This is a genomic window from Microbulbifer agarilyticus, assembly GCF_020171345.1.
GTDB classification, from domain to species: Bacteria; Pseudomonadota; Gammaproteobacteria; order Pseudomonadales; family Cellvibrionaceae; genus Microbulbifer; species Microbulbifer agarilyticus_D.
Genome location: NZ_JAIUZM010000001.1, coordinates 575,794 through 591,919 on the forward strand (window position 1 = coordinate 575,794; position 16,126 = coordinate 591,919).

Consider the following 16,126-nt stretch of genomic DNA (forward strand, 5'->3'; position numbering starts at 1 on the left):
GGTCAACGGGCTCGATTAGGCATACAGGCCTATTGTGTCGCCACCGCGCCGATAGAGCCAGCGGCAGCCGGCTGCGGCTGCACTTTTGCCCCGCGCTTTTTGCGTTTTGCCAACATCACCCCGCCGATGGCGCTGCTCACCAGCAATAGCAGCAGGGTAAACACAATCAGCAGGTCGCGGCCCTGACGCCCGGTGAGCGGGGTCAGGTGGTTCCATTTGTGCAACAGTGAGAATGACAGGCGCTCGGCGCGGTCAATACCGCGGGACTGGTCCACCAGCACACCGGTGGCCGGGTCCACAAACAGCGTCGTCTTGTCTGCATCTGCCACGGTGACCTGCCACACCGGCAGGCGTTTGTTGCGGAAGTCGTAACCGGGGCCATAGCGGGTCACCAGCTGCATGTCAGCGATGGCCTGCGGCTCAATATTACCAATGCGCCCGGCCAGCAATTGCGCCTGCTCACGGTCGGCAAAGGTTTGCAGCGGCTCGCCGGTGCGCGCATTTACAAACAATGCGCCCGCCTCGCTCGGTCGACCGTCGAAACGCTGGTTGCGGCTTCCGGGGGCGGACGATTTCTGCGGGGCAAAGCCAACGCGATACAGCGGTTCGTCAGCGGCGCCACTGATCAGCGACAGGCTGTTGATGGCCCGGCCATCCAGCTGATTGACCCAGCTGAAGTCTGCATTCAGGTTGCGAAACTCCCCCACTTCGCCAAGACGCAGTCCCTGCACCTGCTCTACCAGGGACTGCTGTAACAGGTGGTAGAAGCCACTGGCAGACCAGCCCAATAGCGGTAGCCAGAGGACATAACCCAGCCAGCGATGGTAGCGGCGCTTGCCATCTTTGATCTTGCGGGACTTACCCTTGGGCGGACGCAACGCGAATACCAGAGCAATGCCGGTGGCCGCGAACGCAAACAGGGTCAGCATCAGCAGGCCGATCAGTAACAGCCGCCCGTATTCCAGCCCATCCAGCCAGGCAAAGGTATGCAGCTGGCGAAAAATGCCCTGCATAAACGATTTGCTGTCATTGGTGAGCGAGGCAAGCGCTGCGGTTTCGGTGTGCACAAACAGGGTCAGACCATCGTCGCCGGCGTATTCAATCCGGTACACCGGCAGCAGGCGGTTTACCGAGGGGTAGGTGTTGTCGAACTCGGTCTGTAGCTGCACGTCGGCGATCTGCTCGTCGCTGCGGCCACTGTAGTAGCCGGCGAGCCAGCGGGCCTGCGCCAGGTCACCATTCACAATCTCGCGACCGTCATTCAGGGCATAGTAGTTGCGCGGTGCCGTCTCACTCGCGGTAACCTGCAGCAGCGGCCCATTCTGAGAGGGCACCACCTTCACCACCCGCGCGCCCTGCACCCGGGATTCATCGGCAAGCAATTGTGGCAAGTTGCCCAGGTCTGCCGCCTGCAGGCTCACCGACGGCGGGAAAAATTTGGCGGCCTTGGGGCCAAACCAGGCCATCATCGGGTGGCTAATACCCGAGAGCGCCCATACCAGAATGCCGGCGAGCGCGTACCAACCGAGTTTGTTGTGCCACGCGAGCCACTGCTTTTTCAGATTCATAACGACTGTTCTTGTGCAGATATTCTTTTAATGACGTTTTTTATTCTTTCCATTTTTTACAACGACAATCAGAAGCGATAGCGCACGCCGGCAAACATGGAACGCGGCAGGCCCGGACGATAGCTGAGGTCCGGATCGCCTACCTGGTTGGCCGTGTAGGTGGAGTAGCGTTCATCGGTGACATTGGACAGGCGCGCGTACACAGATAGGTCATTGCTGAAATCGTGGGTAGCGCGGAGGTTCAACAGGTCGTGACCTGCGTACTCCTGGGTGTTGGTTTCATCGGTGTAATAACCGCCGGTGTGGGACCACTCCAGCTCTACCCGCAGGCCACTCAGCCACGTCGGGGTATAGGCCAGCGCAAGGTTGCCCAGAGTACGCGGTGCCTTGCCGATGTCGTTGCCGGCAAAATTCAGGTTTTCACTGACCATGCAGAAGCAGGCGAAACTGAACTGGCTGAATACGTAGGAGTAATCCTTGTATTCCTGCTGCATGGCGGCGTAAGACAGGGCCAGCTGCCACTCCTCACCGAGGGGGGCCTGTACACTCAGCTCCACACCCTGGTGACTGGTTTCCCCCGCGTTGGTGGTCTTGCGCGTGTCACCCTCGATATAACTGACAATATCGTTTTCGGTAGTCATGTCGTAAACCGCCAACTCATAGTTCACGGCCTCGGCAACAACACCGCGCAGACCAATTTCCTGGCTGACACTGGTCACCGGCTCAAGCTCGGTGGTGCCGGTTGAGGAGCCCGGACGGAACAGGGTACCCACGGTGGGCGCGCGGAAGGCGTGGCGATAGCTGGCGTAGAGCTGATGATTGTCGTGCAGCTTGTACACGGCCCCCAGTTTCGGGCTCAGGTTGTCATAGTCGCGACCCTGCGATGCCGGGCGGAAGTGCGAAGGATCCTCGTTGGGGGTATCCAGCCGATCCTCATACTCCACATCAAATACGTCATAGCGCAGTCCCGCAGACAACCTCAATTGCTCTGTGGGCGCATACTCCGCGTGCACATAGGGAGAAACGGAAGTCTGCTCTGCAGCAAAGTTGTAGGTGAACTCGCCGGTGCGCGCATAGTCGCTATAAATATCGCCCTCACGGATTACCGTGATGCGCTCTTCGCGGTATTCGGACGGTGTGTAATCCGCATCCAGCCCCACAATAACCTCACCGCGATCAAAGTCGCGGCGATACTTGAGCAGCAGGCCGTAGGAACTGAACTCGGTGTCGCGGATATTTGGATCGTAGGTCACCATCCAGCTGGGCATCATTACTGTGCTGTTGTGACGATAGAAGGGAGTTACCGTCACCAAGCTGTATTCATCCGGGGTGTGCGCCAGCTCGGAAGAAAGGCGCAGGGCCTCCACCTCGCGGTAACCGATATCGCCGTGGTAGCGGTTCTTCTCTACATTATTGCGGTAATCGGCTTCTTCGAGACCGGATACGCCGCTCTGGTCGATGGTGGAATAGGACAGCACCGTCTTGCCATCCCAGCCCTCGGCGAATTTGCTGTCGAACCGGCCACTCATGGAAGTGCGGGTGTAGTCCGCTTCCTCACGGAAGCCATCGCTGGCGGTGCTGTTCAAATCCAGGCGAAACGCGCTGCTTTCACCAACTTTATTACCACCAGAAATCAACGCCCGCTGCCAACCGTCAGCGCCCAGCTCGCCATTGAGGGAAATCTCGGCTTCTTCGGGCGCGGCCTTGGTCACCGCATTGATTACCCCACCGATGGCATCGCTGCCATACAGTGCCGAAGCCGGCCCCTTGGTGACTTCCAGCTGTGCACTTTGCGGCACATTGATCTCATACAGGCCGTTGTGGTTGAAAAAGCCGGTAGGACGGGTGGGAATACCATCTTCGAGAAACAAATAGACCCCGGCGGTGGAGATGGGCTGGCGAATCGAGGTCATGTGCCCCTCCCCGCCCAGGTTATTCACGTGCACCCCGGCCACCCGATTCAGGGCATCGGCGGGGTGCGCCGGCGCGATGTACGCCAGCTGCTCCCCGGTCACCACACCCACAGACTCCGCCAGCTCCGAGCGCACCTTGGCTTCCCGCGTCGCAGTGACAACCACCTGTTCCAGGGCACTGTCTGCCAGAGCGCCCGTTTCCGCCTGTGCAGATGGGGTCAACAATGGTGAGAAATTTACGGCCAGAGCGAGAGGGCAGGCTGAAAAAGCAGCAGGGGCACGCACGGGAATTTCCTTGTGTAGCGGTATATCTGAATAGGGGAATGCTATCGGAAATCCCCTGCGCGCAACTGCGCCATATTGTCGCAGGGGGTGTGGCGTTGACCGCGTTATCACGAGCCGCTAAGGTTGCCCGCACCTGCAAGTCCTATCAGAGAATTCGCCATGGCCGCAAAAAAGAAAGCCGCTACTTTCGAGAGTGCATTGGAAGAACTGGAACAGCTGGTGGAACGCCTGGAAAGCGGCGATTTGCCACTGGACGAGGCCCTGGCGGACTTTGAGCGCGGGGTGAAGCTCACCCGCGAGTGCCAGCAAAAGCTGGCCAGCGCCGAACAGAAGGTCAAAATACTGATGGAAGAAAACGGCCAGGTACAGGAGCTGCCGTTTGACGCCCCTGACCAGCGCCCCGGAGAACCAGAATAAGTGAGCAAGTAAGTGAGTAGCCCTGCCCCCGTTCCCACTCCGGCGCCGATGCCCGCCAAACTGAAAGCCTTTCTGCAGACCTCAAGCCTCCAGGTCGAACAGACCTTGAAGACGGCTCTGGCCGACGAGAGCCGAGCCGAAGCCCTGTTCGCCGCCATGCAATACGCGGCTCTCGGCCCCGGCAAGCGCCTGCGCCCCGCACTGGTTTATGCCTCGGCGCTCGCCCTCGGTGGTGAGGCCTGCGCAGACAACTGCCATGCCGCGGCCGCCGCGCTGGAGTGCATACACGCCTACTCTTTAGTCCACGACGACTTGCCGGCGATGGACGACGACGCTTTGCGTCGCGGCCGCCCGACCTGCCATATCCAGTTTGACGAGGCTACCGCGATCCTTGCCGGCGATGCCCTGCAGTGCCAGGCGTTCGAACTGCTCGCCGCAGCGCCGCTGGCGGCGGAGCTGAAAGTGCAACTGATTGCCGAGCTGGCCCGGGCCTCCGGTGCCCGTGGCATGGTGGCCGGTCAGGCCATCGACCTCGCCGCGGTGGACCAGTCGCTGACGCTCGAGCAGCTCAAGCATATGCACCGCCTGAAAACCGGTGCCCTGATCACCGCCAGTGCGCGTGTCGGCGCCCTGATCGGCGGTGCCGACGAGGCGCAGCTGGCCGCGATCACCCGCTATGCCGAAGCCATCGGCCTGGCGTTTCAGGTCCAGGATGACATCCTGGATGTGACCGCGAACACCGAAACCCTGGGGAAAACCCAGGGTGCCGATGCGGCCCGCAACAAACCCACTTATGTATCGCTGCTGGGACTGGATGGCGCCCAGGCCAAAGCGAAAGAATTGCACCGGGAAGCCCACCAGGCCTTGCAGGAAGTCTCCCCACAGGCAGACAACCGCAACTTCAGTGTCCTTCAGCAGCTGGCCGATTACATCGTCAATCGAGACTATTAATCCTCCAGTCGTCTCCGGTGATCAGTCTGACCAGAAGACGCTAGAAGCGCCACTACCCGCGCACAGTGCCGTGACCGAAACCCTCTACCGGTTCGCGGCCCACCCCCTGCATACCGTATCGCTTTTCACCACCCGCCCCCTCTGAATACCTCCCGCTGGCGGTAATACGCGTAGAGGATTTTCACTTAAAACTTGTGAAACATTGCACTCCAGGGCTCTCTCAAGCAAGGAATTTAGCCTAAAGCCTTATAAATCAGACTTAGCAGCCAGAAACATCAACCCTTTTGACAGTTGTGCACATTTGACGAGAGTCAAAAACTCTGCAAGATTTAGTAGCCGCCGCAGGCGACTTAGAGCGCTCCTTATTGAGCAGATGAATAACCAGAAGGATCGGAGCCCTAACCAGCACAGACCTGCGCATATAGATAAGAATAAAAGGTGACGAGTATGAAGCGTAAACAGCGCACAGTAATTGTCCCGATGGCGGTTGTCGCATTGACAATTGGCCTGACAACCGATGTACTTGCTGAACCTCTAACGGCAACGAAGCTGATAGAAGCTTGCAAGGCCTACAAGGCCGATCAGGAAAGCGCGCACGCGACCAGCTGCCGCGCGTTTATCCATGGCTATCTGTCTGCGAGCAAAGATATTGTCGCCGCAGAAGAGCGCCCCTCCGAATTTGTGGCCCGGGCCATTAAAACCCGGGCCAGTCGACTTTCCGATGAAGCGGAACAACGCCTCAGCAGCCGTTACTGTCTGCCGCCCAGCGCAACCCTCGATACCCTGATTGCCCAGGTGGCGGAAATTCCGCAGCCGTTTGCAAAGGATGCAACGGCAGAATCCGCGATGCTTGCGGTTTTGGAAAATCACTATCGCTGCAAAGATGTACTTAACCCCTGAACCGGTTTCGCTGCCACGCCCATCAGCCGGCAGCTTCCGCAAAGGCATTTATAAAGATTTTGTAGTCAATCATCCATGCGTTACACCTTTTGTCTTTTTGCCGTTCTCGCGTTTATCTGGCTTACCAACTCCGGCCTGTACACGCCACTACTGCTCTCCTTCGGACTCATCTCCGTTGTTTTCGTGATCCTGATAGCCCGGCGTATGAAAGTCGTGGATGGGGAATCCCTGCCGCTTGAGCTGTGGGCTACCCTACCGGGCTATTACCTGTGGCTGTGGCGAAAAATCGTTGCCAGCAACCTGGAAGTTGCGGCTTGTGTCTGGGGTGGCCTGTTCTCACGCAACGAAACTATTTCGCCGTGCAGCGAACGCATTCCCACCAAACTGGGCTCAGATCTTGGCAAGGTCCTCTATGCCAACTCAATCACCCTGACCCCCGGTACCGTGGCCATCGATGTGGATGATGACTCGGTGCTGGTCCACGCACTGACCCGCAGCGGGCTAAATGAGCTCAAGCAGGGAGAGATGGAAAATCAGATCCTCGCCCTGACAGAAAAAAATTCAGATTCAGGCACCAATACAGGGCAGAAGAACGAATGTTGAATGCAACTCTGATCGCCCTGCTCGTGGTGATGTCTCTGGCATTGGTTCGCGCAATCAAGGGCCCGTCTATTCACGACCGCATTCTCGCGGTGAATATGTTTGGAACAAAAACCGTACTGCTGATCGCCGTTATCTGCTTTACCTTCGGCAAGCCGGAGTTTCTAGATATTGCGCTGGTTTATGCGCTGATCAACTTTGTCAGTGTGATTGGGGTACTGCGTTATTTTGAGTTTCGCAACAGAAACCAGAATGGTACTCGGAACGGTTCAGAGGAGTTAGCAAGTGATTGATTTGTTGCTTGGCTATACCAGTGGCCTGCTGCTTTTTCTCGGCTGCTTTTTTATGCTGACTGGCGCTATCGGCCTGCTGCGCTTTCCCGATTTTTACTCACGTATGCACGCGGCGGGTGTCACCGACACCCTCGCAACCATTCTGATCATCGCGGGCCTGATGCTCATTGCCGGCTGGAGTCTGGCGCTGTTCAAGCTGGCACTGATCATGCTGTTTATTTTCTTTACCAGCCCCACGGCCAGCCATGCATTGGCGCGTTCCGCTCAGCTCTGCGCTTTGCGCCTGACGCAAACACCAGTGGAGAAAGGCCCCGCAGACGCTCCCCGTCCGGTGGCAGAGGCAAGCGCACCGGTTTCCAAGATGGAAGCCGCTGAGGGCACTTAATATCAATGAAAAAAATACATAAAGCAGTCAGGGGGAAATGTTGATGGACCTGTTGCTGGATATCGCATTATTGGCGCTACTACTGGTTACTGCCGTTTCTATAGCCTGGATCAAGGACCTGTTTGCGGCGGCAATGCTCGCAGGCATTTACGGTCTGCTGTCTGCAGGCTTTTTCATGACCATGGGTGCGGTGGACGTCGCCTTTACCGAGGCCGCGGTGGGTGCGGGCATTTCACCGCTACTCATTGTACTGACCCTGGCGCTGTGCGGACGCTACCAGCGCGCCGACCGCAACCGCGCGCGCCTGGCCGTCGCATTGGTCGTCACCGTTGGAGCACTACTCATTACCGCCACCGTCGACATGCCCTCATTCGGCGATGCGAATGCGCCGGCACAGGCGCACGTGGCCCCGCACTACATTCAGGATTCTCAGGAAGAAATTGGTATCCCCAACATCGTTACCTCGGTGCTTGCCAGCTACCGCGGCTTCGATACGTTTGGTGAAGTCGTGGTGATCTTTACCGCCGGACTTGGAGTGCTGTCACTGCTAATGGGCAGTGCACCCACGCCGCAGCAGGCTCCCCGCCACTCCCTGGTGGAACAGCAGTCGCGGGATATCGTGCTGCGCGTGGTGGCCAAGGTCCTGATCGCACCGATCATGCTGTATGCACTCTACGTGCAGTTTCACGGCGAATACGGCCCCGGGGGAGGTTTCCAGGCCGGGGTAATCTTTGCCGTCGGTTTTATTCTTTACGGCCTGGTGTTTGGACTGGATGCGGTGCGCAAGGTCGCAAGCCACGGGCTGGTACAACTACTGTCGGCAGTGGGTGTTCTGGTGTTCGGCTGCACTGGCTTACTGAGCCTGGCCAACGGCAAAAACTTTCTCGATTACAGCGCGCTGGCAGGCGACGCGGTGACCGGGCAACACATCGGCATTATCGCGATCGAGTTGGGCGTCGGCATTACCGTGGCCGCGGTAATGATCATGATTTCCTATTTGTTTACCGCTCAGCTGCGCGATCGCGAAACAGAACTTTCCGCAAAGGGTACCCTGCCAACAACAGGCAACACGCCGGAAGGGCAAGCCAGCGTTGTGCTGTCCTCTTTGCAAACTCAGGAACAGGGGGCCGGATAAGGTGTTACTGGCATCGCACTACAACTACTGGATCGTTATCGCACTGATGATGATCGGCCTGTATATGGTCATCGCCCAGGGCAACCTGGTGAAGAAGATCATTGGCCTGAACATTTTCCAAACCTCGGTTTTTATTTTTTACATCAGTGTGGGCAAGGTGGATGGCGGCGGCGCGCCAATTCTGAGTGAGGGCGAAACCCTCTACTCCAATCCTCTACCCCATGTATTGATTCTCACCGCCATTGTTGTGGGGATTGCTACCACGGCACTGGCGCTGGCGCTCACCATTCGCATCAAGCGCGCCTACGGTTCCATCGAGGAACGGGATATTCAGGCAGCGGAAGCGCTGCAGGAACAGGCCTCGGCCGAGGTCGCGCCCCAGACGCAAACTCCAGCCGGTAAGGAGAAGTAAACCATGCTGGCACATCTTCCTATTTTGCAGGTAATCCTGCCGCTGATGGCGGCACCTTCCTGCCTGCTGATTCGCAAGGCCACGCTGGTGTGGCTGTTTACCCTGGCCGTCAGTATTGCGGCGCTGGTAGTAAGCGTATTGCTGCTGCAACAGGTTTATGCAACCGGCCCGATCACCTATGAGCTGGGTGGCTGGAAAGCCCCGTGGGGTATCGAATACCGCATTGACCTGTTGAATGCCTGGGTGTTGTTTATTGTCACCGCACTCAGCAGCGTGGTGTTGAGTGCGGCCCATACCAGCGTGCAAAAGGAACTCGAGCCCACCAAGCAGACCGTCTTTTACGCACTGTACCTGCTGTGTTTTGCCGGCCTGCTCGGCATTGTGGCTACCGGTGATGCATTTAACGTATTCGTGTTTCTGGAAATTTCTTCCCTGTCTACCTACGCGTTAATCGCGCTGGGCAAAGACCGGCGCGCGTTGTGGGCGGCATTCCAGTATCTGATTATGGGAACCATCGGGGCCACCTTTATTCTGATCGGTATCGGCTTCCTGTACATGATGACCGGCACCCTGAATATGGCGGATCTGGCTGCGCGTATTCCGCCACTCAGTGAGTCCACCACGGTACTCGCCGCGTTTGCGTTTATTTTCGTGGGTATCTGCCTGAAGCTGGCACTGTTCCCGCTGCATCTGTGGCTGCCGAACGCCTACAGCTGTGCACCATCCATCGTTACCGCCTTTCTCGCCGCTACCGCCACCAAGGTCGCGCTCTACCTGTTACTGCGCTTTACCTTTACCGTGTTCGGGGTGGACTTTTCACTATCGCACCTGCCGCTGGATACGCTGCTGATTGGGCTCGGCCTGGTGGGCGTATTTGCCGCATCCATCGTTGCTATCTATCAGGCCAACATCAAACGCATGCTGGCGTTCTCCAGCGTGGCCCAGATCGGCTACATGGTGGTGGGTATCGGCATCGGCACCGCCACCGCACTGCAGGCCACACTGTTGCACCTGTTCAATCATGCATTGATGAAAGGTGGGCTGTTTTTGGCACTGGCGGGGCTGGTCTATCAACTGGGCGGCTGCCGCATTGAACACTTCCGCGGCCTTGGCCGCACCATGCCCTGGACCATGGCCGCCATCGTAGTGGGTGGTATCAGCCTGATCGGCATGCCATTGACCGTAGGTTTTGTCAGCAAGTGGTACCTGATTGCCGCAGCCATCGAACAGCAGTTCTGGGGAGTGGCAGTACTGGTAATACTCGGCTCGCTACTGGCGGTGGCCTATATCTGGAAACTGGTGGAAGCGGCCTATTTTCAGGCTCCGGAAATTAATGACGGTGCGACGGCGAAACGGGAAGCGCCCCTGGGCATTCTGCTCCCTGCCTGGCTGTTGATCGCGGCAAATATCTATTTCGGCATCGACACCCGCCTGCCGGTTGAAGTGAGTGCGGCAGCCTCACAATTCCTGCTGGGAGGTGGCGCGCAATGAATACCTCTAACCTGCTGCAACTGACCCTGCTCATCCCAGTACTGGCACTGGTGGGCATTCAACTCACCGCCCGCTGGGAAAATGTGCGTGAAGCGATTTCCTTAATTGCCGCAAGCACCCTGTTTTTCACCGTCACCCAGCTGTATCAGCCCATGCTCGACGGCCAGGTAATTGCCGCCTATTGGCTGGATGTTCTGCCGGGGCTGGCGCTGTCATTCCGCGTAGAACCACTCGGCCTGATGTTCGCGCTGGTGGCGAGTTTCCTGTGGATCATTACCACCCTCTACGCCATTGGTTATATGCGGGGGCACGGCGAAAAAAATCAGGCACGTTTTTTCAGCTTGTTTGCGGTTTCCATCGGCGCGGTGATGGGTATCGCCTTCGCGGAAAACCTGTTCACCCTGTTTATCTTCTACGAAGTACTGACCCTGTGTACCTATCCGCTAGTCACCCATGCGGGTACCGACAAGGCTCGTGCCGGGGGGCGTGTTTACCTGGGTATCCTGCTGGGCACCTCGGTGGGCTTTTTCCTGCTGGCGATCATCGCCACCTGGTTGCTGGCCGGTACCCTTTCGTTCACCGAGGGTGGTGTTTTCTCACCCGGCACCTCGCTCACACTGTTGTCCGTACTGCTGGTGCTGTTTGTGTTCGGTGTCGGCAAGGCGGCCATCATGCCGTTCCATCGCTGGCTGCCCGCGGCCATGGTGGCGCCGACACCGGTAAGTGCACTGCTGCACGCAGTGGCCGTGGTAAAAGCCGGCGTATTTGTATTGCTGAAAATCTGCCTGCTGATTTTTGGGATCGACACGCTCAAGACGATCCCCGCTACCGAATGGCTACTGTATCTGGCCGGCGTTTCCATCCTGCTCGCGTCGATCATTGCCCTGCGCCAGCAGAACCTGAAAAAGCGCCTGGCCTATTCCACCGTGAGCCAGCTGGGTTACATCACCCTGGGCGCCCTGCTCGCCACCAGTGCGGGGATGACCGGCAGTGCGCTGCATATCGTGATGCACGCCTTCGGCAAGATCACCCTGTTCTTCTGCGCGGGCGCGATTCTGGTGGCGGCACACAAAACCGAAGTACACCAACTGCGCGGGTTGGGCCGGCAAATGCCGGTCACCATGACCGCATTTCTGGTCGCCAGCCTGTGCATTATCGGCATCCCGCCCACCGGCGGCACCTGGAGCAAGTGGTATTTGATGCTGGGCACCTTCGAAGCGCAGCAGTGGATTTTGATGGGGCTACTGATGATCAGCTCGCTGCTCAGTATCGCCTACCTGTTGCCAATCCCGCTGCGTGCATTTTTCTCCCGTGGTGACCAGGACGTGGAAGTGACTGGCGCCCCTGATGCAGCTGCAACCAGCGCCATCAAGGAGGCTCCGCTGCCCTCCCTGATCGCCCTTGGTATCACTGCGGCGGGCTGTATTTACCTGCTGCTGTTCCCCGATGCGTTCTATCAGCTAATCAAAGCCGGAATCTGATATGAGTGGTGAAAAACAGGATTTCTTCGACAATCCAAATAACATCCGCAATATGCTGCGGGTGTTCTACGTTATCTGCGCCCTGCTGTTTGCGGCGGATTTTGTCGTGCATCGCCACACCGAGTTTCGCTTTGAGGGCCTGCCCGGCTTCTACCCCATCTACGGCTTTGTCGGCTGTGTGATCCTGGTGTTTGCGGCGAAATGGATGCGTACTTTCCTGATGCGTCCGGAAGACTATTACGACAAACGTGAACTGACCGACTTCAACAGCGATGACAGTGATGGCATTGATGCGTTATCTCATGAAGACACCAACACCTCTGTGAACGGAGGGCATCAGCGTGTTTGAAGTTGCCCCGTTTATTCCGTTCTTTATCGCTGCTGCGCTCGGGCTGTTTCTGCGCGGCTGGATGCGCGCGGTACTGTTTATCGCGGTACCTGTAGTTGGCCTCGCCAATTTGTGGCTGCTGGGCACCGGCGGAGCAGGTATTGAGTTTGGCCACTACGCCATTCTCGATTTCAATTTACTGCTGTTTAAAGCCGATAAGCTGAGTCTGCTGTTTGGTTACCTGTTCCATATTGCCGCACTTATCTCGGTAATCTATGCCCTGCATGTGCGCGACACCCTGCAACAAGTGGCCAGCATGCTCTATGCGGGCAGCGCCCTCGGGGCGGTGTTTGCCGGGGACCTGCTGACCCTGTTTATTTTCTGGGAACTGCTGGCGCTGACCTCGGTATTCCTGGTGTGGGCACGCCGCAGTGGCCGCGCCTATGTAGCGGGGCTGCGCTACTTCACCCTGCACATCCTCTCCGGGTTGCTGCTACTCGGCGGAATCATCTTTTACGGCCAGACTCATGGCACCCTGGAGTTCGATCAGATCGGGCTCGACGGCAACGTCCTCGACAACCCCGCGAGCTGGATGATCTTCCTCGCGTTCGGCATCAAGTGCGCCTTCCCGTTTTTCCACAACTGGCTTACCGACGCCTACCCCGAATCCACCCCCACCGGCACGGTCTTCCTGAGCGCGTTCACCACCAAGGTAGCGGTGTATGCGCTGGCACGGGCCTACCCCGGCACCGAGTTACTGGTTTACATCGGCGCCACCATGGCCTGCTTCCCGATTTTCTATGCGGTGATCGAAAACGACCTGCGCCGGGTGCTGGCCTACAGCCTGATCAACCAGCTGGGCTTTATGGTGGTGGGCATTGGCATCGGCACCTCACTTGCGATCAATGGCGCCGTGGCCCACGCGTTTAACGACGTGATCTTCAAGGGACTGCTGTTTATGTCCATGGGTGCGGTGCTGCATGTCACCGGCAAGATCAACGGCTCGGAACTGGGCGGCCTCTACAAGAAGATGCCCAAAACCACGGTGCTGTGCATAATTGGTGCCGCCTCCATCTCCGCCTTCCCCCTGTTCAGCGGTTTCGTCAGTAAGTCCATGGTGATGAGTGCGGCGATCAAGAACGGCTACGACTGGGTATGGCTGATCCTGCTGTTCGCCTCCGCGGGTGTGTTCCACCATGCGGGGATCAAGATTCCCTACTTCGCCTTCTTTGCTCACGACGCCAAGCTGCCGGCACGCGAGCCGCCGGTGAATATGCTGATCGCCATGAGCATCGCGGCAGCGTTGTGCCTGATCATCGGCGTTTATCCACAGGCGCTGTATAGCCTGCTGCCTTACGACATCTCGTACACCCCCTACGACGTCACCCATGTACTGACCCAGCTGCAACTGCTGTTCTTCTCCGCACTCGCGTTCGTATGGCTGAACCTGCGCCACCTGTACCCGCCGGAACTGCCTTCGGTAAACCTGGATGTGGAGTGGATCTACCGCCGGCTGGTACCGGATGCCCTGCGCGGCCTGTTCAACCGCCTGTTTGCGCTGGACAACCGCCTGCGCAGTGCCGCGGTTGGCGGTGTGGCGCGCCTGGTGGAAGGGGTGGCCAACCACCACCGCGCCGACGGCATCATGGCCCGCAACTGGCTCACCGGCAGCATGGTGGCCGGTGTGGTGCTGTTGCTGGGTATCTACCTGGTACTGGGGTGGCTGTAAGGGGATGCGGGGGTCTACAGGGCTCTGTGAGATTGCGAGGTAACGATTGACCGGGGAGACGTGCGCCGCGCAGGATGCAATCTCCCCGCGAGGGGCATACAATTCCCTTCTTATATCAGTTGCAATTGATACCTTAGGCCGCCGATTCGACTTCGCGTAAGCGTGCGGCGCCTGGGGCTGCCCGATTCAGGACCCTTGATGTTCGACGAGATCCCCCGCCAGCGCCCGCAGACGCCGCTGCTCGACCAGATTGATGAGCCAGCCCAGTTGCGCGCCCTGTCGGAAAAACAACTGCCAGAACTGGCAAGCGAATTACGTGAATACCTGCTCTACTGCGTAGGCCAGACTGGCGGCCACTTTGGCGCCGGTCTCGGCGTAGTTGAGCTCACCATCGCTCTGCACTACATCTACAACACCCCGGAAGACCGTGTGGTGTGGGATGTTGGCCACCAGACTTATCCACACAAGATTCTTACCGGCCGCCGCGAGCAGATGCTCAGCATGCGTCAGCAGGGCGGCCTGTCCGGCTTCCCCAAGCGCAGCGAAAGCCCCTACGACACCTTTGGCGTCGGCCACTCCAGCACCTCCATCAGTGCCGCACTGGGCATGGCGCTGGGTTCCCCCGACGAGCGCAAGGTTGTCGCCGTAATTGGCGATGGCGCCATGACCGCGGGTATGGCATTTGAAGCCCTGAACCACGCCGCGCACACCGGCAAAGACATGCTGGTGGTGCTGAATGACAACCGCATGTCGATCTCCAAGAACGTGGGCGGCCTCGCCACCTACTTCGCGCGCATTCTCGCTAGTAAGACCTACCTGAACATGCGCGAGGGCAGCCGCAAGATCCTGTCGGCTATCCCCAAGGCATGGCAGCTGGCACGCCGCACCGAAGAGCACGTAAAGGGCATGATTACCCCCGGCACGCTGTTTGAGGAGCTGGGCTTTAACTATGTGGGCCCGCTGGACGGCCACAACATGCAGGACCTGGTGCATACCCTGCGCAACCTGCGCAATCAGCCAGGGCCGCAACTGCTGCATGTAGTCACCACCAAGGGCAAGGGTTTTGGCCCTGCGGAAGAGGACCCGGTGGGTTACCACGCGCTGAACAAGCTGGAACCGGAGCCCAAGGTGCAGGTCGCGGTATCGCCCGAAGCGGCCGCAACCGCGAAGAAGAAAGGCCCCAAGTACCAGGACATCTTCGGCCAGTGGCTGTGTGATATGGCCGAGCAGGACGACAAGCTGGTGGCTATCACCCCGGCTATGTGTGAAGGCTCCGGCATGGTGGAATTTGCCGAGCGCTTCCCGGAGCGCTACCACGATGTGGCCATCGCCGAGCAACATGCCGTAACCCTGGCAGCGGGCCTCGCCTGTGAACAGCAGAAGCCGGTGGTGGCCATCTACTCGACCTTCCTGCAGCGCGGATACGACCAGATGGTGCACGACGTTGCGATCCAGGATCTGGACGTGACCTTTGCCATCGATCGCGCCGGCCTCGTCGGTGAGGACGGCCCGACCCATGCCGGCAGCTTCGACCTGACCTTTATGCGCTGCCTGCCAAACCTGGTCATCGCTGCGCCGTCGGACGAGAATGAGTGCCGCCAGCTGCTCTACACCGCTTATCAGCACAATGGCCCATCCGCCGTGCGCTACCCGCGCGGTACCGGCCCCGGCATCGAGATTGAAAAAGACATGACCGCCCTGCCTGTAGGCAAAGGGCGCGTTGTGCAGGAAGGCAGCAATGTAGCGATCCTGAGTTTCGGTACCTTGTTGGCGCCGGCCCGTGAAGCGGCAGAAAAACTCGGCGCGACTCTGGTAGATATGCGCTGGGTGAAACCGCTGGACGAAGAGTTGATCGACCGACTAGCGGACAGCCACGATTTGCTGGTCACGCTGGAAGAAAACACCATCGCTGGTGGTGCCGGCAGTGCGGTATCGGAATACCTGAATCAACGCATCATCCCGGTACCGCTGTTGCAGCTGGGATTACCCGACAAAATTATCGAACACGGCAAGCATCCAAAGCTGCTCGCAGAAATTGGCCTCGACGCCAAGGGCATCGAAGAACAAATTCGCAAACGCCAGAGCCAGATGCATCGGGCGCAGTCAAACGGGCAAGCGGCGGCGATTTAAACAGCAACGCGCATAGTAGTCGAATCGAAGGTCAAGTGCCGGGTATTCGTTTTCAAAAGCGTCGGCGACAGGGATGTCGCCGATGCAGCGTACATGGACGTATTCACA

Annotated in this window: 15 protein-coding genes; 13 read left to right on the forward strand and 2 right to left on the reverse strand. The window is 58.5% G+C overall.

Translation table 11 applies throughout. The features are described from left to right. Nucleotides 1-29 precede the first annotated feature (29 nt). Nucleotides 30-1,568, reverse strand: a complete 1,539-nt coding sequence (locus LCM31_RS02265; RefSeq protein ID WP_224867193.1) for a PepSY domain-containing protein — start codon at nt 1,566-1,568, stop codon at nt 30-32. 68 nt (nt 1,569-1,636) lie between these two features. Continuing rightward, nucleotides 1,637-3,766, reverse strand: coding sequence for a TonB-dependent receptor (locus LCM31_RS02270; protein WP_224867195.1), 2,130 nt, complete (start codon nt 3,764-3,766; stop codon nt 1,637-1,639). Nucleotides 3,767-3,925: 159 nt separating this feature from the next. Here LCM31_RS02270 and xseB point away from each other — a divergent pair, with 159 nt between their 5' ends. The 13 genes from xseB to dxs all read left to right on the forward strand — a co-directional run bounded on the left by xseB (nt 3,926) and on the right by dxs (nt 16,018). Continuing rightward, on the forward strand, nt 3,926-4,183 hold the full coding sequence (xseB, locus tag LCM31_RS02275; protein WP_222229887.1) for an exodeoxyribonuclease VII small subunit: 258 nt from the start codon (nt 3,926-3,928) through the stop codon (nt 4,181-4,183). A gap of 48 nt (nt 4,184-4,231) precedes the next feature. Further along, nucleotides 4,232-5,134 (forward strand): polyprenyl synthetase family protein, encoded by a 903-nt coding sequence (locus LCM31_RS02280; RefSeq protein WP_224868641.1) that lies wholly within the window; start codon nt 4,232-4,234, stop codon nt 5,132-5,134. Between the two features lie 447 nt (nt 5,135-5,581). Then, nucleotides 5,582-6,034, forward strand: a complete 453-nt coding sequence (locus LCM31_RS02285; RefSeq protein WP_224867197.1) for a Rap1a/Tai family immunity protein — start codon at nt 5,582-5,584, stop codon at nt 6,032-6,034. Nucleotides 6,035-6,109: 75 nt separating this feature from the next. Then, entirely contained in the window at nt 6,110-6,637 is a 528-nt protein-coding gene (locus LCM31_RS02290) for a Na+/H+ antiporter subunit E (RefSeq protein WP_224867198.1), read from the forward strand. After that, entirely contained in the window at nt 6,631-6,927 is a 297-nt protein-coding gene (locus LCM31_RS02295) for a monovalent cation/H+ antiporter complex subunit F (RefSeq protein ID WP_224867200.1), read from the forward strand. The genes LCM31_RS02290 and LCM31_RS02295 overlap by 7 nt, the downstream gene beginning before the upstream one ends. After that, nucleotides 6,920-7,312, forward strand: a complete 393-nt coding sequence (gene mnhG, locus LCM31_RS02300; RefSeq protein WP_224867202.1) for a monovalent cation/H(+) antiporter subunit G — start codon at nt 6,920-6,922, stop codon at nt 7,310-7,312. Before LCM31_RS02295 ends, mnhG begins: the two co-directional genes overlap by 8 nt. Nucleotides 7,313-7,355: 43 nt before the next feature. Then, complete coding sequence (locus LCM31_RS02305; RefSeq protein ID WP_224867204.1) at nt 7,356-8,447, forward strand: DUF4040 domain-containing protein; 1,092 nt, start codon at nt 7,356-7,358, stop codon at nt 8,445-8,447. Between the two features lies 1 nt (nt 8,448). Next, nucleotides 8,449-8,859 (forward strand): cation:proton antiporter subunit C, encoded by a 411-nt coding sequence (locus tag LCM31_RS02310; RefSeq protein WP_224867206.1) that lies wholly within the window; start codon nt 8,449-8,451, stop codon nt 8,857-8,859. Nucleotides 8,860-8,862: 3 nt separating this feature from the next. Beyond that, nucleotides 8,863-10,350, forward strand: a complete 1,488-nt coding sequence (locus LCM31_RS02315; protein ID WP_224867208.1) for a monovalent cation/H+ antiporter subunit D family protein — start codon at nt 8,863-8,865, stop codon at nt 10,348-10,350. Further along, nucleotides 10,347-11,831: a proton-conducting transporter transmembrane domain-containing protein gene (locus LCM31_RS02320; RefSeq protein ID WP_224867210.1), complete on the forward strand. Its 1,485-nt coding sequence runs from the start codon at nt 10,347-10,349 to the stop codon at nt 11,829-11,831. The genes LCM31_RS02315 and LCM31_RS02320 overlap by 4 nt, the downstream gene beginning before the upstream one ends. 1 nt (nt 11,832) lies before the next feature. Continuing rightward, on the forward strand, nt 11,833-12,180 hold the full coding sequence (locus tag LCM31_RS02325; protein ID WP_224867212.1) for a hypothetical protein: 348 nt from the start codon (nt 11,833-11,835) through the stop codon (nt 12,178-12,180). Beyond that, on the forward strand, nt 12,173-13,888 hold the full coding sequence (locus LCM31_RS02330; RefSeq protein WP_224867214.1) for a Na(+)/H(+) antiporter subunit D: 1,716 nt from the start codon (nt 12,173-12,175) through the stop codon (nt 13,886-13,888). Before LCM31_RS02325 ends, LCM31_RS02330 begins: the two co-directional genes overlap by 8 nt. Nucleotides 13,889-14,086: 198 nt before the next feature. Next, nucleotides 14,087-16,018, forward strand: a complete 1,932-nt coding sequence (gene dxs, locus LCM31_RS02335; RefSeq protein ID WP_224867216.1) for a 1-deoxy-D-xylulose-5-phosphate synthase — start codon at nt 14,087-14,089, stop codon at nt 16,016-16,018. Nucleotides 16,019-16,126 lie beyond the last annotated feature (108 nt).